This window comes from Streptomyces dengpaensis (genome assembly GCF_002946835.1).
In the GTDB taxonomy this organism is placed as follows: Bacteria; Actinomycetota; Actinomycetes; order Streptomycetales; family Streptomycetaceae; genus Streptomyces; species Streptomyces dengpaensis.
The window spans coordinates 1630739-1649538 of sequence record NZ_CP026652.1; the positions used below are offsets into that span (position 1 = coordinate 1630739).

Here is an 18800-nt window from a genome sequence, read left to right on the forward strand (position 1 = left end):
CCACCCGGCGGCCCAACTCAACCGCTGTTGGGCCGAAGATCGGCCCCAACTTGCGCGGCGTTTAGCAGCTCATCAACCTGGTCACGCCAGGGCGTTGACATCGTCAAGCGGCTGGGGCGGGATTGCGGCCGTGCAGGCGTCTGCGCAGGGCGAGATTCTCGGCGTAGAGGTTCGCCGTGACAGTGGCCAGGGCGTCGAGCTGGCCTTGGAGTTCGCGTGCTTGGCCGCGGGCTTGGGCCAGCCGGGTGCGCAGTGCGGTCATGGCGTCGTCGCGCGCATGCTCGCCGGGTGTGCGGCGGACGGGATGGGGGACTTGAAAGTTCCATTCGGCGAGGACGTCGGTGGCGCGGTGGACGGTGGCGTGGCTGACGCCGGCTTCACGGGCGAGGTTTTCCTTGGTCAGGGCTCCGTCGGTGTGCTGGGGCTGTCCGGCCAAGAGGCGGGTCATTGCGGCGCGGAGTTTGGCTTGGGTGGCTGGGGAGACGGCCATTTACTGGTCCTAGGTGAGGGCGGTGGTGATGGTCTCGACGTCGTCGAGGCGGGCTTGGAGGGCGGCTCGGCGGGCGGGTGGAAGGCGGCGGTCGCGTAGCTGCTGGGTGAGGTCGTGTTGTTCGGCCAGCCAGGTGGGGGCATGGTCGGCGGTGACTGCGGAGTTGCGGCAGCGGGCCGGCTGGCAGGCCCCGATGAGTGGCGCACCGCCCTCGTTGTCCGGGAGGTGCTTGGTGCATTCGGCCCATTCCGGCTGCCACAGGCAGTGGTTGAGGGTGCCGAAGTGCAGCTCGGGCAGTTCACTGCGGATGAGATCGGCCGCTGCGCGGGGATCAGCGGCGAGTGCTTGGAGGCCGGGCGGCGTCCCTTGCGGGTCTGCGACGGCGGGGAGTTGGGCGGCGGCGCGGTCGAGGCCGGCGTGCAGACGGGTGGCTGCGGGTCCGACGGCGACGGTGGCACCGGTGGTGCGGCTGGTCAGCAGCCCGGTGAGTTTGGCGGCTGCGGCGGTGGCGAGCCGGTCGTCGAACTCGCGCATCCAGGCGCCGTCGGGGGCGGCGTAGGAGTGGGTGGTGGGGTTGGCCAGGATGCGGCGGGCGGCGTGCTTGAGCTGGATGCCGAGCGCGATCTCGCCGTCGGGTTCCTGGGCGCAGATGACGGACATGGTCTTGCGGAACTGGTGCGGCCGGACCCGCGCGTCGGGGATGGGTCCAAGGCCGGTGGTGTGGCGGTGCGCGTTGATATGGGCGATGAAGGTGTCGATGACGTACGGGGCGCTGAGGCCACGTCGGCCTGTTCCCCGGCCGTGGCCCGAGGTGCCGGGCGTGGCCAGGGTGGTGAACAGGTGGGTGGGGTGTTGTGAGAGGCGTTCGAGGACGGTCAGTGCGGTGGCGACGGGCTGGATGATCCACCACTTCTCTTCGACGGGCGTAGGCTCGTTCTTCAGCTTGTGCGAGCGCAGGGCGGGTGAGCCGTAGTGGTGGGTGAGGGCTCCGCGGCGGATCTCCTGGATTTCGGAATCGCGCATCATCGACAGCGCTGCCACGAAGCAGTACACGGCGCCTTGCAGGGCCCGCAGTTCCTCGCCGAGGTCGCGGTCGCTCAGCTGAGTGCGCCACGGGCCTTCGGTGCCGTCGGCGCGTCGTACGACGGTGAAGTGCGGTGTGGGGCGAGGCAGGTCGGCGGCGCGGGCCTGCCCTGCCAGGACCTGGTACTGGCCTGCGTCAACGGCGGCCTGGGCGATCGCGCGGCGTCGGCGGGAGGCCGCCGAGCTCGGAGAGATGGTGCGCGGGCCGCCGGGGCCGTAGACGAGGCTGGCCAGCAGCGACCAGCGAGGGGTGCGGACAACCTGGTCTCCATGGGCGGTGGTGCGGGTCGTCTCCTGGACCGGCACGAGGTGGCCGGGTTCGGCGAGCCATGTCTTCAGGGCGGCGTCGCGTTCGGCCTGTGAGCGCTGAGACGTCTGCGTGGACGGGGCGTTGGGTTGGCGGGTGAGGCCGAGCATCTGCTCGGCCTGGCCGGGAGTGAGGGCGATGGTGCGTCCGCGGGCGGTTTCGGCCAGGACGCGGCGGCGGCGTGAGGCGGCGGATGGGCGCGAGGCGCCCAGGGCGTGCTCGTTGGTGCCGTCGGTGATCAGCAGGCTGATCACCGACCACATCGGGGTGCCTGCCGGGCTGGTGCGGAATGCGTCGGCGTGCACGGGAATTCGGGTCGCGGGGTCGGCGAGCCAGGCGGCCAGCCGTTCATCGATGCTCGGCCGCGCCCGTGACGGACCGGCCGGGGCGGCGCGTGCGGGCCGGGCGAGAGCCTCCTCCCGGGCGGTGAGGATGTCGTCGGCGAAGGAGTCGATGTAGGTCCAGGCGGCCCGCAGCAGCGGCCACCATACGGCCGGTTCGACCGTGGGGGTCGGTGTGGTGCAGGCCGCGCCCACGGCGGCGGATCGTGTCGGGTCGGCGAGGAGTCCGCCGCCGGTCAGCACGGGATGCAGGTCGTGCAGGGCGGTGAGCATGGACCGGTAGGGGATCAGGGACCGCTCCCGGGTCACGCCGGCCTGCAGGAGGGAGGCCAGAAACGCGGTGAGCGAGTCATCGGTCCAGCGCAGGAGGTGGCTGGGCTGATTCTGGGCGATGGCCCAGCGGCCCAGTACGCCGAGGCGCTCGATCAGCTGTCGCACCGTGGACAGGTGGGCCGGCTGGGCGGGACGGAAGACGCCGACGGTCCGCAGGACGGGGTGGGTCGGGTTGAGCAGGGCGAAGGCGACCTCCCTGGCCCGCAAGTTCCATGCCACGTCGAAGGTGGGGAAGACGATCCGCCAGTTGCCCGGAATGACGTTGCTCGGCCGGCGCAGGCAGGAGCCGCTCCAGCGTTCCCGCTCGCCGAAGCGGGGCACTGGATCCTGGTGATGTTCGAGCAGTCCATTGGCGACGGTGAAGACCGGCTGGTCGTCGCGGAACGCCGCCCGGGGAGTCCGCAGACCTGGTTCGTCGCGGGCGGGGGCGCTCACCGGTCGTACTCCGTTCGCATGCCGAGGGGGAGGTCAAGCCGGGCTCGGCCCTGCTGGGCCGCGCGGCGGGCGTCGGGCATCGACGCGGCGCATTCGTCGAACAACTGGGCCAGTGCGGCGGCCTGGCGGCCCCAGAGGGCCTGCCACTGGGGCGGGGTGAGCCGGTTACGCATCCGCTCGATGTGCTCGGCCAGCAGCACCAGGCGGGGCAGGTGGGAGGGGAAGACGACCGCGTTGCGGCACAGCATGCACATCGCCGGCGCGACATGGCACACCGAGCCCGTGGGCGTGTGCGGGGAGGCATAGGGGTCGCGGCAGTTGACCAGGCCCATGTCCAGCTGCCCGTCCCGCATCGCCTCGGCGGTGTCTACATCCATGCCCAGCGCGGCACTCACCTCGGGCTCTGTCAGGTCGGCCACGGCTTCCTCGTCGGTGAAGACCGGTCGGGTCAGCGACGCGAACACCCTCTGCTGGGCCGCGGTGACGGCCCGTCCCGCCAGGACGTGCGCGGTGGTGCCGTGCGCGTAGTGGCGGCGGAAGACCTCCACGTGGTGGTCGTCGCCCGCCAGGTCGGCGACCGTGCCGCCCAGCGCGACCACCCTTCCGATCTTGGCTGTCTTGCGCAGTCTCCGGGCATCGTGCGGCGCCGTGATCTCCAGCGGACGTCCGTTGGGCCGGCGCTGACGGGTGATCCAGTCGGTCAGTCGGCGCCCCGAAAGGACGAACTCGGCCCGCCGCCCGCGTACCCGCGCCCGGCCGGCGCCGGAAGGCTCCACCGCCACCCACAGCCAGTTGGCGACGTCCGGGTAGGCGTGCCGGACCGGGCTTGTGACCGCGAACATGCGACGCAGCAGCCCCGGTACGTCCCAGCGGCCCTCCCCGTCGAACGTGGACCCGTCACCATCGTCGGCCGCCGCACTACCGGAGTGCAGGCGGCGTCGGATCCGTCCGGCGCGGCGCTTGGTCTGTGCAAGGCGCACTCCGCCGTCGGTGAATTCGACGTCGTCCACGGCGAGATCGAGGAGTTCCTCCGGTGTGCATTCGTCCATGGCCAGGAGCAGCAACACGCGAAACGGCTGCAGATCCAGCTCACGCGGGAACACCATCGCCGCAAGGCCCGCCAGCAGCGCCTGCGGGGCCCATGTCGCACCTGCGTCCCCGGCGATCTGCCGGATCTCGGTGGGCCAGTGTCCGGGTGACGTTGGCAGATGGGCACGCAGCACCGTCGTGTCCAGCAGTCCCTGATGCACCGCCCAGACCAGGTTCGCCACACTCTCCCAGCCGCCGCACCGGGGATCGCACCCCGTCTCCAGCAAGTCCCGGCCGGCCGCCAGACGACCTTCGAGGGCCCGGATATCGTGGCGGGCGGCATCCCGCAGCGCAACGCGCTCGGCCTGGCTGAACTCCTCCAGCGGAGGCCCCTCAGCCGGTTTCCCAAACAGCGGCGCCGCCTGCGCCCGGGCGGCGAGCCTGGGCGGCAGGTCCCCCTCCCGTACGGACCGCTGCTCGATCAGCGCCAGCAGATTCGACGCCAACTCGTAGCCACGTTTGGACGGATAAGGGTGAACGCGGCGTAGTTCGTGCTCCCACTCATAGACGATCTCCGTGAGGTCTGTCGGTCCTCCGGTCAGGCGCACGAGCTGCGGATCGATCCCACGCTCGGCCAGCCATGCGTCGGCGAAAGCGGCGAAGGACCGCACCGCCCGCGCGGCCCGGTCAGGCCCCCGCAGGGCACGCGCCCGGCAGTACAGCACCCACTCGTCGGCCAACTCCGCCGCCAGAGCCCGACAGGCGAACCGGCCGGGATCCACCCGGCACACCGCACCGTCCCGGCGGGACGCACGCTCCACCTCCCGCACCCCCACTCGCGCGGGCTCCGCCACCACCGCCACGGGCTCGACCCGCTGCCCCGGCACCTGACTCCGCTCCCCACGCCGCGGCATCACACACCACCGCCGTCCCGGCCGGCACACAACAAGGCGTAGTCGGCGAACGTGCGGTCCTCCCGCGTCCACTCCTCCACCGCCCGCGCCACGATCGCGCTCACGTCCTCCAGGTAGCGCAGATACTTCATCGTGGACCGCGGATCACGATGCCCCAGCAGCCGCTGCAGAATCAGCAGCGGCGACCGGGCCACGTGCTGCATGAGCCACACCCCTGATCCGCCCGCTTCCCGGCGGCGCCGCTCGTCCTCAACGACCTGCTCCGTCAACAGCCGCAGTATGAACACCGCGAACGTATGGCGTAGATCGTGCAGCCGGACCCTGCGCGGCATCTCCACCCCGCCCCACGCCTCCGACAGCACGCGGGCACGCTTGGCCGCCGCATCGAACACCTGCTGCCAGCGCGACGCCGACAGCACCCCACCGCCCCGGCCCACGAACAACCCCAGCGGCTCCAGCCCGCGCTCCCCCGCCAGCACCGCGATCCGCCGCAGCGGCGCCGGCATCGCCACCACCTCGAACGACCGCCGACGACCATGGAGCAGCCCGGACACCCGCATCCGCCGTTCATCTACGTCGTCCACCACGAACAGTTCCGCGCGCCGTCGCCACAGCACCCTATGACTGCGCGCCACCTGGGCGGCACGCTCAGTACGGCGGTACAGCTCCAACGACCGCAACACCGCCTGCTGCACCATCACCACCCGGGCAAAGCCGTACTTCGCGATCGCCCCCAGGGCCACCGGAACCGCCCCAGCCCCCGGGCACGGGCGCGGCACCTCCATGTCCAGCAGGCAGCTGAACTCCCGCAACCGCATCCCCGTCGTCACCGCCAGGTCCGCGCCCGCCATGTTCCGCAGCCGCCCCGCACGCCGGAAACCCGGATCCGCACTGCCGTCCGGGAGATCACCCCCGAGACCGACCCGGTGCAGCATCACGTACTGCGCCCGCGACAGATGCCGCACATCCAGATCGGCAGCCGCTCCCCACGACAAGGCATCCCGCCCACTGCGACGCCGAGCGTACGGTCGCCGCTCCAGCAGACCCGTACCGACCGCCCAGTCATAGAACCCGTTGATCGCCGTACGGTTGCGCCGCCACGTCGCTGGCCCGACCGGCACCGGAGCCAACTGCGTACGCCACCGCCGGAAGGCCACCAGGTCCGCCTCGGTCGCCGACAACAGATCCGACGGCGGATCCAGCACCCGGGCCAGGAAGTCCTCCAGCCCCATCAGGTCGTACGCGTAGTCCCGAAGGCTCTCCGAGCCCACGTGCCGGGCGAGATCAAAGAAGTACGAGCACATCGGCTCGACCGGACGCATGTTCTCGTCCACGAAGAACGGCGTGCCCTCCGGCACCGCTGGCCCGGACAGCAGCTGAGACACATCGAAGCCGAGCTTGCCCAGCGCCTTCTGGTGCCGGGCCAGATGGCTGGACGAGGTGAAGAAGTAAGGCATCGCACTCCCGCGGCTGGTCGTAACGACCGCGGAACCTAACAGCCCAGCAGTACCTCGTCGTTCATGCTGTCAACGAGCTGAGACAGGTAGAGACACTGGACCTAACCGTTGTAGTCGAGGAGTAGGGCGTCCACGCCGTTCGGGGAGACGGAGGTGCGGGTCAAGGGGTGGGTTTCTCCAGGGCTTTGGGAGCGAGGGCGGCGACGGCGGCGGCGAGGAGGGCGGGCAGCAGCAGCGCGTGCGGCAGGGCGGTGACGGTGGCGAGGGCGCCGATGAGGGCGGGTCCGGCGAGCAGGCCGACGTAGCCGGTGACCGCGACGGTGGCGACCGCGCGGGGGCCGCCGATGCCTGCGGCGGTGATCAGGCTGGGGATGGTGACGGACAACCCCAGGCCGAAGGCCGCCCACCCCAGGAGGGCAAAGGCGATGGTGGAGCCAGCAAGCCCGGTTGCGAGGCCGAGCGCGGCCAGGGCGGCGCCGGCCCGGACAACAGCGGGAGCGCCGAAGCGGGCGGTGAGCCGGTCTCCGGCGAGGCGACCGGCGGCCATGGCGGCGCTGTAGACGCCGTACGCCACGGCGCTGGTCGCGGCGGTCGCACCGAGGTCGTGCAGGTGGACGGCAGCCCAGTCGGCAGCGGCCCCCTCGCCCAGCAGGGTTCCGGCCGCCAGTGCGCCCAGCAGCCACAACCGGGGCCGCGACAGACTCCCGCGCTCGTCCAAGCCCGGTGCCACACGGTTGTGGACGGGCTCGAGTCCAGGGCTGGCAAGACAGCAGGTAAGGCGCGTCGCTGCACCTGCCGCCGTGGCGGCGATGGCTGCGACGCCGGCGAACAGGACGGTGTGCGGGGTGTGGGCGGTGGCTGAGGCCAGCACGGCGCCTGCGAGGCCGCCGAGGCTGAAACTCGCGTGCAACCGGCCCATGATCGGGCGGCCGTGAGCGTTCTGGCAGCGGACCGCAGCGGCATTGACTGCGACGTCGAGGACGCCGTGTGCGGCGCCGAAGACGAACGCCGCCACCAGGAGGCTCTCCAGGCTGCGGCATACCCCGAGGACGGCAAGGCAGACGGCGAGAGCGATGGCACCGCCGGTCAGCAGTGCGGGCAGGCGGGCCGGGTGGGCGAGGCGTCCGCCGGTCTGGAGTCCAGCGACCATGCCGAGGGCAGCGGCCAGCAGGACCAGGGCGAGCCCGGCGGTGCTCACCTCGGCGGTGTTCTGAACGGCCGGCATGCGTGCGCCCCAGACGGCCATCACCACACCCAAGCCGGCAAAGTACCCGGTCAGCAGACGGCGGCTGCGCGCCAGCTCGGGCCCCGCGGTCTGGTTCACGCGGCGTGCTCCCGGGTGACCGGGGCCGCCTGCGCGACCGCAGCCACCTGGACGTCGAGGTTGCGGTACGCCTCCTGGGCGCGGGCTTGGGCGATGGTGGCGGTCTGCCCGGTGGTGATCAGGTAGCCGATGCGAGCGGTGAACAGATCGCCCCCGTCCTGCGGCAGCACGAGCTGGTCGCCGGCCTGCCGCTGGAAGCGCACGCGCTCCACTCCCCTGGTGGGTTTCGTGACACAGCGGGCGGTGAGGGTGCCGGAGTAGGCCGGGTAGATGAAGCGGATCGCCGCGGCCTGGTGGCGAGTCGGCGTCAGGTCGGGAGTATGTCCGCAGGCGATGTCTGCGGCGGCACGGGCGAGGTCGACGCCGGTGGCCAGGTGGACGAGGTGGCCGATCATGTCGCCGGCGATCCGGGCGTTGACCTCGATGAGGCGGGGGCGGCCGTCGACCACGCGGATCTCGACGTGGCTGACGCCGTCGGTGACACCGAGGGCGTCGATGGCCGCGACGGCGGCCGGGGCCACGGTGGCAATGAGCGGGTCGTTCGCGTCGACCATGTGCGCCAGTTCCTCGAAGTGGGGCGGCATGCCGACGGTCTTGCGGGTGACAGCGGCGACAGTGGTCTGTCCCTGGTGGGTGACGCACTCGACACTCACCTCCGGGCCGTCGAGGTATTCCTCGACCAGGACCTGAGTGCTCTCCACTCCGTGGCTGGCGGTCTTGGCGGCGAAGGCGTACGCGGCCTGCAGCTGGTCGGCGGTGTCGACGCGGATGACGCCCATGCTCGCGGCGTGCGCGGCGGGTTTGAGGACGACGGGGAAGCCGATGCGCCGGGCGGCATCTGTCGCCTCGTGCTCGGTGCGCACGCTGACGGAGGCGGCGGAGGGCACCCCGTGGCGGGCGAACAGGCTGCGGCTCGTGTGCTTGTTGCGGCAGCCCTGGAGGGCCTCCGGAGCGGTGGTGGGCAGGCCGAGCCGGCGGGCCAGGCGGGCGACGGGGATGAGATACCACTCGGTCCACGTCATCACGCCGGCCAGCGCGTGCCGATCGGCGAGCGCGTGCCCGGCCGCGGTCAGCGCCGCCTGATCGGCGGGGTCGGCGACCTCGTAGTCGAGGAGGAACTCCTTCTCCCAGGTCGGCGCGGCGCCGGAGATCAGGACGACGTCGTAGTGGGCGGCAACGCTCTGAAGGCAGGTGCCGCGATACGCCTGGGCCTCCATGTCGGAGGCGGCAACGACCAGGACGACGGGGCGAGAGGACAACAAGGCTCCAAACAGTGCGGGGGAACGAAGAGCTGAGGCAGGGCGCCTGGGTCAGGGGGTGCGGCGGCGTCGCAGCTCGAAGGCAGACGCCCACTGGGGGTGGTCCTCGATCAACTTGCGGGCGTACAGGGCGGTGAAGGAGTTGTTCAGTCCACGCACGCCCGCGGGCAGCTGCCAGCGCAGGTCCTCGAACAACGCCTTGAGCCCGACCCGGGTGGCGCCGGCGGCAAGTCGGTCGGCCGTCAGGCGCTCCAGGGCGCTGTAGACGTACGGATGCTCAGCATCGAAGGCCACGAACCGGTCGGTCAGCGTCGGGCGCGAGCCCGCTCGAAACGACGCTCGGGCTACCGGCAGGGCGTAGGGGTCGGCAAGAGTGTGGGACGTGGGCATGGCGGCGGTCTCCGGTGGTGAGCGGGAGGGTGACCGGGCGGGTCAGGCGCAGGAGGTGCGCAGGGCGGGGGTGGTGCGCAGCCGGGCGAAGGCGGCGACTAGGCCCAGCGCCTGCAGTGCGGCGCAGATGGTGATCACGTGGCCGAGCTGGGCGGGCGGCACAGTGGCGACGAGGACACCGGCGAAGGGGAAGGGCAGCAGGAGCAGCAGGATGGTCAGCGACAGGGTGGCGCCGAACACCGGTGCGGGGATGAGGCGGGAGCGCAGCGTGCGCAGCACGACGGTCATGCCGCCCTCGCCGGCCATGAGGAAGGCGATCAGGGTGAGATAGCTGCCGTAGGTGTCGGCGAAGGAGACGGCCAGGCACGCCAAGGCGGCGATCGTGGCGGACACGGCGCCGACCGGCCACAGGCCGAAGCGGTCGATCGCCCGGCGGCACAGGGCGACCGCGAGGAGAGAGGCGACGGCGGCTGCCGACCAGATGAGCCCGACGTCGGCCGTGGAGTGTCCGAGCTGTTTGACGATGATCACTGGGGTGGCGGCCTGCAGCAGGCCGACGGTCAGGTTGGAGACGGTCAGTCCGGTCACCAGCCAGCCGAGGGCCGGTAGCGCGCGGAGGGTCGACCAGCCGGTGTGTAGCCCCTTAAGGACGGGCTGCGGCGCGGTGGGCTTGCTCCGGTGGCGCTGGCGCGGGGCCAAGACGCTGGTGAGCAGCGAGAAGACGGCGATCACGATCAGCATTCCGGTGGCGCCGGCCCGCTGCAGGAGCAGCCCGGCGAGTGCGGGGCCGACCAGCGTGGCGAACTGGTCGATGCCGAGCAGCACCGACTGAACGCGGTGGGCGCGGGCGCCGGCCTCGCGGCCGGCGACTCCGCCCGCGGTCTCGGCCGCGATGTAGGAGCATTCAGTGAGGATCCCGGTGGACGCGGCGAGCAGCATGACGGTGACCGTCGCGCTGAGGCCCGCCTGCGTTGGCAAGATGAACGCGGTGGCCAGGACAACCACGGCCCGGCCCGCAGAGGCGAAACGGAGCACGGCGGTGGTCCCGTGGCGGTCGACCAGAACCCCTGCGAAGGCGAACGAACCCAGTCTCGGCACCCATTCCAGCGCGAACGCGAGGCCGGTCAGGGCGGCCGAGTTGGTGGTGGCCAGTACCAGCAGCGGGATGCCGTAGGTGGCCATGGCGAACGCGGCAGCGTCCGTGCTGCGCGGCAGGTAGATGCCGCGCAGCAGAGTGGGGACCGGGCGACGGGCATGCCAGGGTCCGACACGGGATCTCACGCAGCGTGCCCCGATTCCTCCGCCGCACAGGAGGAGCGGGCGATGTCCTGGTGCAGGACGCGGGGGTACGCCGTAAGCCACTCGGACAGCGCCGCGCGCGGAGCCGACGGTTCGGTCGCTGCGCCGGATTGCCCCGGGCCGCCGTCCTGCATCTGGAAGGCGTGCTGGACGCGCGCGACGAAGTCACTGGTGCGGCTGGGAAGTTGGTTGGTTCGGGCCCAGCGTGCTGCGGTGTCGTACACCTCGGCCAGGTCCTTGCCGCTCGTAGTGAGCTGGTAGCGGGCCAAGGCGTGTCCGCGGGCGTGGATGAGGCCGAGGTCGCGTGCGGTGTCGATGGCGTGGCGCAGTTGTCCGGTGGTGAGGTCGCCGAGGGCGCCCTGCAGGCTGCCGCGTTGGCGACTGATAGGGCCGTTGTCGTCGATCTCGGTGATCAGGCGTATCAGGCCGGGCAGGGACAGGGTCCGGATCGCGCGGCGTTCACGCAAGACGCTGGTGGGCAGGGCGGCTGTCATCGACGCGGGCCTCCTGCCGGGGTGATGGGGCGGGCGGGTATCTGGTGGGAGAAGAGGTCGCTGGACTTCCACGCCGGGCCGTCCGGCGGCGGGGTGGTGGCCAGGGCAGGGCCAGCAGACGATGCGGCCGGAATGGCGGGTGCCGGAAGGCGCGTCGGGGTGGTCGCCCACGTGCCGGAGCGGGTCTTGGACGGGGCGGTCCCCGGTCGGCGAAGCGGGTCGGTCCCGGCGGACGGGAGGACAGCCCACGTAGTGATGGCCTGGAAGACGGGGGCGAGTGCCTGGCCGCTGGCGGACAGCTGGAAGTCGTCGCTGCCTGTGACCGTGACGAGGCCGTCGGCCACCAGTCGGTCCAGGGGCTTGTAGACAGCAGTCAGCCCGTATCCAGGCATAGCCTCGGTGGCCAGGGCCTTGGCGCTCGCACGGCCCCGGGCCTGCAGGGTCATAAGGATCGGGGTGGCGTGCCGCGGGGCGATCAGAGTGATCGTGTCGTCGATGTTCTGGGCCGGGGGGATCCGCTCGGGCTCCAGCTCACCGGTGGCCTTGCTCGTGACGAGCTGCTTCTCCAGGTAGGTGTCGCCCCAAGAGGCGATCACGGCCAGGACGGGGAGCAGCTCGGCACCCCGGCCAGTGAGGCCGTAAGTGACGTGGCGCGGGGCGTACTCCGTGCGTTCGACCACGCCGGCGTTGGTGAGGTGGCGCAGCCGGGGGTGGAGCTGGCCGTCGGCGAGCCACGGCAGCCGGGGTTTGATCTCGGCATAGCGCAGCGGCTGGGAGGAGAGGGTCATCAGCACCCACACGCTCCAGCGCGGGGCGAGCAGATCCAGCGTCTTGGTGACGCTGGAGTAGTCGTTCGGGGTGGTGGGGGGCTGAGCGGTGGTGGCCAAGGATGGGGCTCCTCAAGCAGTGCGGGCAGATCAGCGGGTGCGGGAGGCGGCGGCCTGCGGGGAGGCGGGTACGGGCACAGCCGGCGGTGGGGTGTCGGGGGCCGGTGCGCGGCGCAGTCCCGCCAGGACCGCGCCGGTGTTCTTGGCGTAGGCGTCACGGGCGGCGACGGACTCGGCGATGCGGCGGGCGCAGTCGACGATGTGACCGGCGGCAAAACGGCCGATCTCCCGCTCAGGGGCGATGAGTTCGCGCAGCCTCTCCAGCTGGAAGGCGATGTTGCGCTCAGCGAGCGCCAGGTCGCTGTGACTGCCGGTTAGCGCGGCGAGCAGGGTGGCATCGGGGGTGGTGTCGGCGAGGGCTTCGAGTTCGGCGAGCGGCTGTCCGAACAGTGCCTCGATGCGCTGGGCGATGATCTCGGAGATGGCGTGGGCGGTGGCGTCGGGCTGGGGCAATCGGCGGGCTTTCAGGGGCGGTGGGTCCGCACCGCCCCGGCACGGCCGGTTGCCGGGGCGGGCGGAGCAGTGGCGGTGATCTTCGGTTGAGCGAACTGCACCGGCTGCGCGGGGCGTTGATCGGGAGCGGGCATGGTCCGCAGGAGGTCGTCGAGGGCGGCGACGTAGCCGTCCCGGCCGGCCAGCGCAGCCTCCAGCCACTGGGCGTCCCAGCGCAGGTCCTCGGCGGACAGGTCGCCCAGGTCGCGGTCACAGGACATCGAGGCGTGGACGCGATCACGTACGCAGACGACCTGTTCCTCGGCGACCGCGAGAAAGCTGCGCAGTTCCAGCGCACGGTGGAGGGCGGCGCAGACCTCAAGATGGGCTGCCTGCGCATACAGCTCGGCGACGGAGGCACCGAACGCCTCCTCCAGCGCGGTGTCGCGGCTGGTGGACTTGTCGATGACGCTCATCGCGTCACCCCGCGCGTCGGGATACCCCGCTCGCCGGGCAGTGCGGGCGCCGCGGTGGGCAGCGCCGGAGCGCGGCGCGCGGCGGGGCCGGCACCACGCCAGGCGCCAGGCCCGCGCTTGCCAGGGGCGAGGGGGTCGAGGAGGTAGTTCACGACCATCACGCGACCGTCACGTGCAGTGACAGCGGCGTTGACCCGGTGCGCCAACTCCATGACAGCGTCGTCGAGTTCGCCCGGGTGCGTGCCGAGCGCCTCGACGAGCGCGTCCTCCGCGGTGTCGAGTGCGTCCTGGGTTTCGGCGAGCAGGCCGTACCAGTGCACGACACTGGTGGCCTCGGGGTTGGCCTGTGGTGCCGCCTGAACCGCCCGGCGCAGATCGGCGAGAGGCATCTGGAAGCGGTCCTCGATCCGCTCAGTGACGACGCCCATCACGTCCTCGCTGAACTCGGGCACGGAGAAGCTCCTTTCATTCGCTTTTCGGGGGCGGGAAAATACACTGAAAATCCGGTCCGTGCGGGAGCGGTCCGCGAACCCGGATGCCGAAGAGGGGAATTGCGGGCCGGTCTGCTAGTCCAGGCACATGGCGGTGTCGCGGTAGACGTACGTTCCGGACACCCACCCCTTTACGCCGGTGGTCTTGTCCGTGATGTAGCGCCAGTTCCCGCTGCTCTTGTGGACGGTGAACTTGTGGCTGCGGTAGAGCACGCCGAGCGCCGTGGACTTGGAGGACGCCTTGGAGCGGATCGTTACAGCCTTCGCGTGCACCTTGTACGGGAGCGGCTTTGCCGAGCAGCTGCTGACGGTGGTTGCGGCACTGGCGGTGGGGATGGAGACGAGCGGGAGAGCGAGCGCGCCGAGAACGGCGGCGGAGACGGCTATGCGGCTGGTGCGCATGGGGAATTGACCTCCACGAGAATAGGGAAGGGAATGCGGAAACGGACCCGGGCTGATGCCGTGCGGGCCGAGAACAAGAGTCCGGAGAATCCCCGGTTTCGGTAACCGGGGATTGCGTGCTATGTTCCGCGCCGCCTAGCTCAGGGCAGACGGCATTTCACCGGACGGGGAAGGGGAAAGCCGGTGGGTAGCCGCGAATTCAGCGGCTGGGACCGCGCGGTGGAGCGGGGTGCGCGGGCAGTGCGGGGACACCCGGAGCGGTGGTGTGGCTGGCTGGCGGTGACGCGGCCGGCAGCGGGATCGCCTCGCCGTTCCAGTGCGCTTCCCACCACTGGGTGGCTGCCTCGAAGGTGGCGAAGGCGCCCTCGCGCAGGGTGTGCGTCCACGCGTCGGTGTCGACCTCTTCGAGCAGTACCCGGAACGGCAGTGGCGCCTTCTCGTCGATGGCGCGCAGCAGCACGGTGGTCTCGATCGGCTCGGCGTCGTGCGTGTAGCTGGTCAGCAGGGCGAAATGGTCGCCGTCGCTGCGCAGTCGCTTCTCCAGGGCGCGGGTGGCCTGGTTGGCGGGTGTGGTGCCCATGCCGTCGGGCAGGAGGATCTTGTCCTCGGGGCAGCCGCGGGCGATCAGCCAGGACTGGGCAATGGACGGCAGCGGCAGTTCCTTGTGCGTGAAGCGGAAGGTGCGCGCCGCCGAGTCGCGTTTGAGGTGCAGGGCGACGATCTGTGGTTCCCCGGGGATGCCCCAGGTGACGGCGCGGTTGTGCATCACGTAGAAGCTGTGCCCGCCGTCCTCGGTGTGGTGCTCGGCCAGCAGGGTGAGCATGTCCTGCTCGATGGTGATGTGCTGCCAGAACTGGTCGGCGACGTGGTCGTTGACGGCCTCATATCCGTCGAGGCGGAAATCCGGTTCGTGGGTGGGCATCGGTGCTTTCGGTGCGACGACGCCATGGGCGCCGTGGGCTGGGCGTGTTGAGCTGTTCAGCGACGCAAGTGTGCGGGAGCGCGTGATGACGCTGGCCGGGGCGACGGCGTGGTGCCGGGCGGGCCTGCGGGGCGCGGGGCGGCAAGGACGGCCCGGCCGGCGTCGGTGAGGGTGACGGGCTGGCCGGCGTGCACTGGGTGGGAGGTGTCGCGGTCCACGAGGCCGCTCGCCTGCAGGCGCTGCAGCTGGGCGTAGGAGATGCGGGTGCGGGAGGGGGTGGCCACGGCGAGCCGGTGGGTGAGGAGGTTCTCGTGGAGCTTGGCGCCCTGGGCGATGGCGAGCAGGGCCGCGAAGTCCTTCGTCGGCACCTGCTGTGGCGCCTGCCGCGGGGCGGCCGCTTCGATCGGCTCCAGCGCGGCGGTGGCCTTGGCCTGCTCGGTGTCGCGCTCGTCGATGGCGTGCGCGAGCTGGTCGACCGTGCGCTCGATTCGGGCCAACAGCGCCTGATCGACGGGGAACTCGCCGGACACCAGGCGGGCGAGAAGGGCACGGTGGAAGGTGACGTCCCGCTCGGCCCGGACGAGGTCGCGGTGGGCGTCCGCCAGGGCCGAGTGCGGTGCGTCGAGGAGACCGGCCTCGCGGTGCCGCCACAGCTTCTCGATGCTGCAACCTGCGGCCGTCTCGATCCGGTGGTCGAGCACGGTGCGCGGGTGGCGGTCGGGCGAGGGTGCGGGGGGTGAGCTCATGTCGGAGCGGTTCTTGTGTGCGGGAGAGTGTCCGAGGCGCACGCGTCCAGGGCGATGCGGACCTCGACGTAGGGGCCGTCGCGGGTGCGCCGGGTGGGCCCCAGACGCTCCAGGAGCCGGAGCATCGGCGCGTTGGACGCCTGCGTGAACGCGGTGAGGGTGTGTGCCCCGCGCGTGCGGGCGATCCGGGCCGCCTGCCGGGCCAGGGCCGTTCCGATGCCGCGGCGGTGGTGGTCGTCGGCGACTTGCAGTCCGAGGTCGACGACGCCCGGCTCCCGGCTGACGGGCCCGACGCAGAGGAGGGCCAGTGGCCGCTCGTGAGCGTCGAGTCCGATCCAGCACTGCGCCTGGGCGAGCAGCCGCGTCAGGTCGCGGGGCGTGAGGCGGGTTCGGCCCCAGCGGCGCAGCAGGTTCTGTTCGGAACACTGCGCGTGGAAGGCGGCGACCAGGTCCCAGTCCGCCGCCGTCACCGGGCGCGTACGCGCGACGGCGGGGTGGGTCAGCAGGAGCAGTCCGGGCGGGCGGCCTGCAGGTCGCCGCGCCGGTAGGCCCGGTAGCGGCTGCCGTCGACGTTGCGCGGCTTGCGGGACTGGACTCCGTAGGGGCGCAGGAGCAGAGCGAGGCGGACCGGGGTGAGGTCGGCGTAGCGCCAGCGTCCATCGGCCTCGCCGGGCAGCTCGCGCAGGCGCGCGACCAGCTCCGCGGTGCTCACATACTCCGCTGCACCCAGGACGTCGAAGATGTCAAGGCAGGCGTGGACAATCGTCCTCGGCCGACTCGGGCAGGTCAGGAACTCCTCGCACGTGGCCTCGTGGAGGCCGTCGAAGCCGTCGAGGTCGTCGGGACCCTCCAGATCCTCGAAGTCGTCGAAGCCCTCGAAGTCGGGATCGAGGTCCGGATCGAAGTCGGGCTCTTCGTCCTCCACCGGCTCGTACTCGCTGGGCGGTGCGGGCTCGTACGCAGCCTCACAGCAGCAGGAGGTGGACAGCAGCGCGCTCAACTCGGCTCCGGCTGCCATGCGTTCGATCAGCAGGTCGGTGAGCGTGTCGAGCTGCTCGGTGGCACTGACGCCGGCGGGACGGTCGGCGCCGGACAGGGCGGCGAGCTGCCGGTCGAGGTCCTGGATCTCGACGAACACATCGACGATGGCGCGGTGGTGCGGGTTCTCGGTGACCTCGGCCGGCGCCAGTACCGCGGCGGCGACCTGGTCAATCAGGGTGGGGAACTGCGTCAACGAATGGGGCCCTTCAGGGTCGGGGGCAGTGCGGGTCGGGGAAGGCCGGGCATCGCGTAGGGCGGTGGTCCTGGCTTGGGGATGGGCTGGCGCGCTCCCAGCTGCGGCGAGCGGGTGCGGGCCGCGTGGGTGCGCTCGCCCAGGGGCCGTCGGGTGATGCCGAGGCGGGCGCGGGCGGTGTCGTACACGTCGTGCGCGTCCCGCGGGCGTACGGCCACGACGTGGATCTCGGTGGTGTGCGTGGAGTTGGCAGGCGCCGGCCGCTGGGCGTAAACGATGCGCCACGCATTGCGGTGATCGACGTAGACCTTGCGGCATCCGGCGAGATCGCGGGTGAGTTTGGCGCCGAACAGGCGGGCGTTGACGACGTCCTGGAGCTGGGCGAGCGCCAGGTCGCGGATGTCGCTGGGGGCCTGGAGAAGGTCGGTCAGGGCGCGCGGGTCGAAGGAGAGACCGAAGGCGGGCCGGTCGTGGCCGCTCATCCGGCCCCCTGGCCGGGTGCGCCGTTCTCCTTGGACTCTGCGGTTTCGGCGGTGGTCCGGCTCGAGGGCGGCGGGCCGGGCAGCAGGCGGTGGGCGGGTCGGTCCGGATCGGTCATGCACGCGGACAGCGGCCCGCCGGCAGCCCGGACGGTGGCCATGGCGTGGGTGAGGAAGTCCCGGTGCCAGACGAACAGGCCGGACAAACCGGCCTCGGGATCCTTGTGCTGCTGGTAGGCCAGCCACAGGGCGTGGAGCCAGGCGACGACGTCGGCGTGTTCCTGCCACTGCTCGCACCACGGGGCGGCGGTGGTGACCTCCGCCCCGTAGACCCGGACGAGGAAGTCATCCACCCAGTCCGACAGCGCGTCGAGTTCGTCTTCGTACTCCTCGCCCTCCAGTTCCAGGATCGGGCGGGGCTCCGGCGGGGCGCTCCGCGGCGGCAGGCCCGCGAACCCCGGCATGCCGAAGGCGCCGAACGGTGAGTCCGTGGGCAGCGGTGCGGAGGCGAGGCTGTCGAGCTGGCGGGCCTGCTCGGCAGATTGGTCCAGCAGTTTGCGAACGCTCGCCTCAATGCTCTCCAGATCGGACTCCGGCAGCCGGACCGGTTCCGTCTCCCCGTCCTCCGGGGGGTCTATGGATTCAGGCACGAAAAGGGGCCTCCTTGAGCCGCGGCCGTTGGGTGTGAATTGCGGCTCAAACCATCCGGAGAATCCCCGGTTTCGGTAACCGGGACTTTGCTGCTATAACGCCCCGCGCGGCACGGCCATGGTGTGACGGGCCACGCACCACAGGCCGTGCCCGCGCTGCACGACAGGGCTCAGGACGTGAGGGTCAAGTCGTCCTGGGACAAAGTCTGTTGCAGCGTTTCGGTGAGCCGGTCGGCGGCTATCTCGGCGTAGTGCTTGGTCTTCTCGACGCCGATGAAATCACGGCCCTCCAGCAGGGCCGCGACTCCCGTCGAGCCCGAGCCGCAGGTGAAGTCGAGCACCGTGCCGCCGGGCGGGGAGATCTGCACCAGCTCACGCATGACGGAGACGGGCTTCTGCGTGATGTGCTGCCGGCTCTTGCCCGACGGCTGCGAGGCGCTGTACAGGCCGGGCAGGTAGACCGGGTTCCTGGAGGCGTCGATCGGTCCGTTGCTGGCCCAGACGACGAATTCGCAGTTCTGGGTGAAACGGCCCTTCTGGGGGCGGGCCTGCGGCTTGTGCCAGGCGAGCACGCCCCGCCAGAGCCAGCCGGCGGCCTGGATGGCATCCGTGGTGATCGGCAGCTGCCGCCAGTCGGTGAACAGCAGCGCCGTGCCGCCGACCTTGGTGAGCCGGTGTGCCTCGGTCATGATCTGGGTCAGCCAGAAGCCGTAGCTCCGCTGATCCATGTTCTCGCCGGTGAAGTCCGGCAGTTCATGCCCGGCGTCGGCGGAGGTGTACTTCTGCTTCGCGCTGCGGGACGTGCGCTCCTTCGCCGTCCGCCCGCCGCTGTTGTACGGCGGGTCGGTGATGACGGAGTCGACACAGTCATCCGGCAGTCCGGCGAGGACGCCGAGCGCGTCGCCCTGGTGCAGGGAAAAAGGCAA

At 71.3% G+C, this 18800-nt stretch carries 21 protein-coding genes; all 21 read right to left on the minus strand.

What is annotated here, in order from left to right; genetic code table 11:
• Window positions 1–103 precede the first annotated feature (103 nt).
• The 21 genes from C4B68_RS07500 to C4B68_RS07600 all read right to left on the minus strand — a co-directional run bounded on the left by C4B68_RS07500 (window position 104) and on the right by C4B68_RS07600 (window position 18800).
• On the minus strand, window positions 104–448 hold the full coding sequence (locus C4B68_RS07500; RefSeq protein WP_240634225.1) for a hypothetical protein: 345 nt from the start codon (window positions 446–448) through the stop codon (window positions 104–106).
• 51 nt (window positions 449–499) lie between these two features.
• Window positions 500–2989, minus strand: coding sequence for a hypothetical protein (locus C4B68_RS07505; protein ID WP_099498626.1), 2490 nt, complete (start codon window positions 2987–2989; stop codon window positions 500–502).
• Complete coding sequence (locus tag C4B68_RS07510) at window positions 2986–4905, minus strand: hypothetical protein (protein WP_099498627.1); 1920 nt, start codon at window positions 4903–4905, stop codon at window positions 2986–2988. Before C4B68_RS07510 ends, C4B68_RS07505 begins: the two co-directional genes overlap by 4 nt.
• Before the next feature lie 26 nt (window positions 4906–4931).
• Window positions 4932–6389, minus strand: coding sequence for a tyrosine-type recombinase/integrase (locus C4B68_RS07515; protein WP_099498628.1), 1458 nt, complete (start codon window positions 6387–6389; stop codon window positions 4932–4934).
• A gap of 160 nt (window positions 6390–6549) precedes the next feature.
• Complete coding sequence (locus C4B68_RS07520; RefSeq protein WP_099498629.1) at window positions 6550–7713, minus strand: MFS transporter; 1164 nt, start codon at window positions 7711–7713, stop codon at window positions 6550–6552.
• Window positions 7710–8930: an ATP-grasp domain-containing protein gene (locus C4B68_RS07525; protein WP_099499005.1), complete on the minus strand. Its 1221-nt coding sequence runs from the start codon at window positions 8928–8930 to the stop codon at window positions 7710–7712. The genes C4B68_RS07520 and C4B68_RS07525 overlap by 4 nt, the downstream gene beginning before the upstream one ends.
• Before the next feature lie 93 nt (window positions 8931–9023).
• Window positions 9024–9362: a hypothetical protein gene (locus C4B68_RS07530; RefSeq protein WP_099498630.1), complete on the minus strand. Its 339-nt coding sequence runs from the start codon at window positions 9360–9362 to the stop codon at window positions 9024–9026.
• Window positions 9363–9404: 42 nt separating this feature from the next.
• Window positions 9405–10643 (minus strand): MFS transporter, encoded by a 1239-nt coding sequence (locus C4B68_RS07535; RefSeq protein ID WP_240634228.1) that lies wholly within the window; start codon window positions 10641–10643, stop codon window positions 9405–9407.
• Window positions 10640–11155 (minus strand): hypothetical protein, encoded by a 516-nt coding sequence (locus C4B68_RS07540; RefSeq protein ID WP_099498631.1) that lies wholly within the window; start codon window positions 11153–11155, stop codon window positions 10640–10642. Before C4B68_RS07540 ends, C4B68_RS07535 begins: the two co-directional genes overlap by 4 nt.
• The gene (locus C4B68_RS07545) at window positions 11152–12042 is read right to left on the minus strand and encodes a winged helix-turn-helix transcriptional regulator (RefSeq protein WP_099498632.1); all 891 of its coding nucleotides are present in this window, start codon (window positions 12040–12042) and stop codon (window positions 11152–11154) included. The genes C4B68_RS07540 and C4B68_RS07545 overlap by 4 nt, the downstream gene beginning before the upstream one ends.
• 30 nt (window positions 12043–12072) lie before the next feature.
• Entirely contained in the window at window positions 12073–12495 is a 423-nt protein-coding gene (locus C4B68_RS07550) for a hypothetical protein (protein ID WP_099498633.1), read from the minus strand.
• 11 nt (window positions 12496–12506) lie between these two features.
• A complete protein-coding gene (locus C4B68_RS07555; RefSeq protein ID WP_099498634.1) occupies window positions 12507–12950 on the minus strand; it encodes a hypothetical protein in 444 nt (147 codons plus the stop codon).
• Window positions 12947–13402 (minus strand): hypothetical protein, encoded by a 456-nt coding sequence (locus C4B68_RS07560; RefSeq protein ID WP_099498635.1) that lies wholly within the window; start codon window positions 13400–13402, stop codon window positions 12947–12949. Before C4B68_RS07560 ends, C4B68_RS07555 begins: the two co-directional genes overlap by 4 nt.
• Before the next feature lie 114 nt (window positions 13403–13516).
• Window positions 13517–13843, minus strand: coding sequence for an SH3 domain-containing protein (locus C4B68_RS07565; RefSeq protein WP_099498636.1), 327 nt, complete (start codon window positions 13841–13843; stop codon window positions 13517–13519).
• A gap of 199 nt (window positions 13844–14042) precedes the next feature.
• On the minus strand, window positions 14043–14765 hold the full coding sequence (locus tag C4B68_RS07570) for a hypothetical protein (protein ID WP_240634229.1): 723 nt from the start codon (window positions 14763–14765) through the stop codon (window positions 14043–14045).
• 56 nt (window positions 14766–14821) lie between these two features.
• Window positions 14822–15511, minus strand: a complete 690-nt coding sequence (locus C4B68_RS07575) for a hypothetical protein (protein ID WP_099498637.1) — start codon at window positions 15509–15511, stop codon at window positions 14822–14824.
• Window positions 15508–15981, minus strand: a complete 474-nt coding sequence (locus C4B68_RS07580) for a GNAT family N-acetyltransferase (RefSeq protein WP_099498638.1) — start codon at window positions 15979–15981, stop codon at window positions 15508–15510. The genes C4B68_RS07575 and C4B68_RS07580 overlap by 4 nt, the downstream gene beginning before the upstream one ends.
• Before the next feature lie 29 nt (window positions 15982–16010).
• Complete coding sequence (locus C4B68_RS07585; protein ID WP_099498639.1) at window positions 16011–16745, minus strand: DUF3631 domain-containing protein; 735 nt, start codon at window positions 16743–16745, stop codon at window positions 16011–16013.
• Window positions 16742–17227, minus strand: a complete 486-nt coding sequence (locus C4B68_RS07590) for a hypothetical protein (RefSeq protein ID WP_099498640.1) — start codon at window positions 17225–17227, stop codon at window positions 16742–16744. Before C4B68_RS07590 ends, C4B68_RS07585 begins: the two co-directional genes overlap by 4 nt.
• Entirely contained in the window at window positions 17224–17874 is a 651-nt protein-coding gene (locus tag C4B68_RS07595) for a DUF4913 domain-containing protein (protein WP_167459041.1), read from the minus strand. Before C4B68_RS07595 ends, C4B68_RS07590 begins: the two co-directional genes overlap by 4 nt.
• A gap of 170 nt (window positions 17875–18044) precedes the next feature.
• Window positions 18045–18800 carry a DNA-methyltransferase gene (locus C4B68_RS07600; protein WP_099498641.1) on the minus strand — a complete coding sequence of 252 codons (756 nt, stop codon included), beginning with the start codon at window positions 18798–18800 and terminating at the stop codon, window positions 18045–18047.

Coding starts and splice junctions, on each gene's coding strand:
- C4B68_RS07500 (WP_240634225.1), bottom strand. CDS start 448: ATGACCCGCCTCTTGGCCGGACAGCCCCAGCACACCGACGGAGCCCTG.
- C4B68_RS07515 (WP_099498628.1), bottom strand. CDS start 6,389: ATGCCTTACTTCTTCACCTCGTCCAGCCATCTGGCCCGGCACCAGAAG.
- C4B68_RS07525 (WP_099499005.1), bottom strand. CDS start 8,930: ATGGAGGCCCAGGCGTATCGCGGCACCTGCCTTCAGAGCGTTGCCGCC.
- C4B68_RS07530 (WP_099498630.1), bottom strand. CDS start 9,362: ATGCCCACGTCCCACACTCTTGCCGACCCCTACGCCCTGCCGGTAGCC.
- C4B68_RS07540 (WP_099498631.1), bottom strand. CDS start 11,155: ATGACAGCCGCCCTGCCCACCAGCGTCTTGCGTGAACGCCGCGCGATC.
- C4B68_RS07555 (WP_099498634.1), bottom strand. CDS start 12,950: ATGAGCGTCATCGACAAGTCCACCAGCCGCGACACCGCGCTGGAGGAG.
- C4B68_RS07565 (WP_099498636.1), bottom strand. CDS start 13,843: ATGCGCACCAGCCGCATAGCCGTCTCCGCCGCCGTTCTCGGCGCGCTC.
- C4B68_RS07570 (WP_240634229.1), bottom strand. CDS start 14,765: ATGCCCACCCACGAACCGGATTTCCGCCTCGACGGATATGAGGCCGTC.
- C4B68_RS07575 (WP_099498637.1), bottom strand. CDS start 15,511: ATGAGCTCACCCCCCGCACCCTCGCCCGACCGCCACCCGCGCACCGTG.
- C4B68_RS07590 (WP_099498640.1), bottom strand. CDS start 17,227: ATGAGCGGCCACGACCGGCCCGCCTTCGGTCTCTCCTTCGACCCGCGC.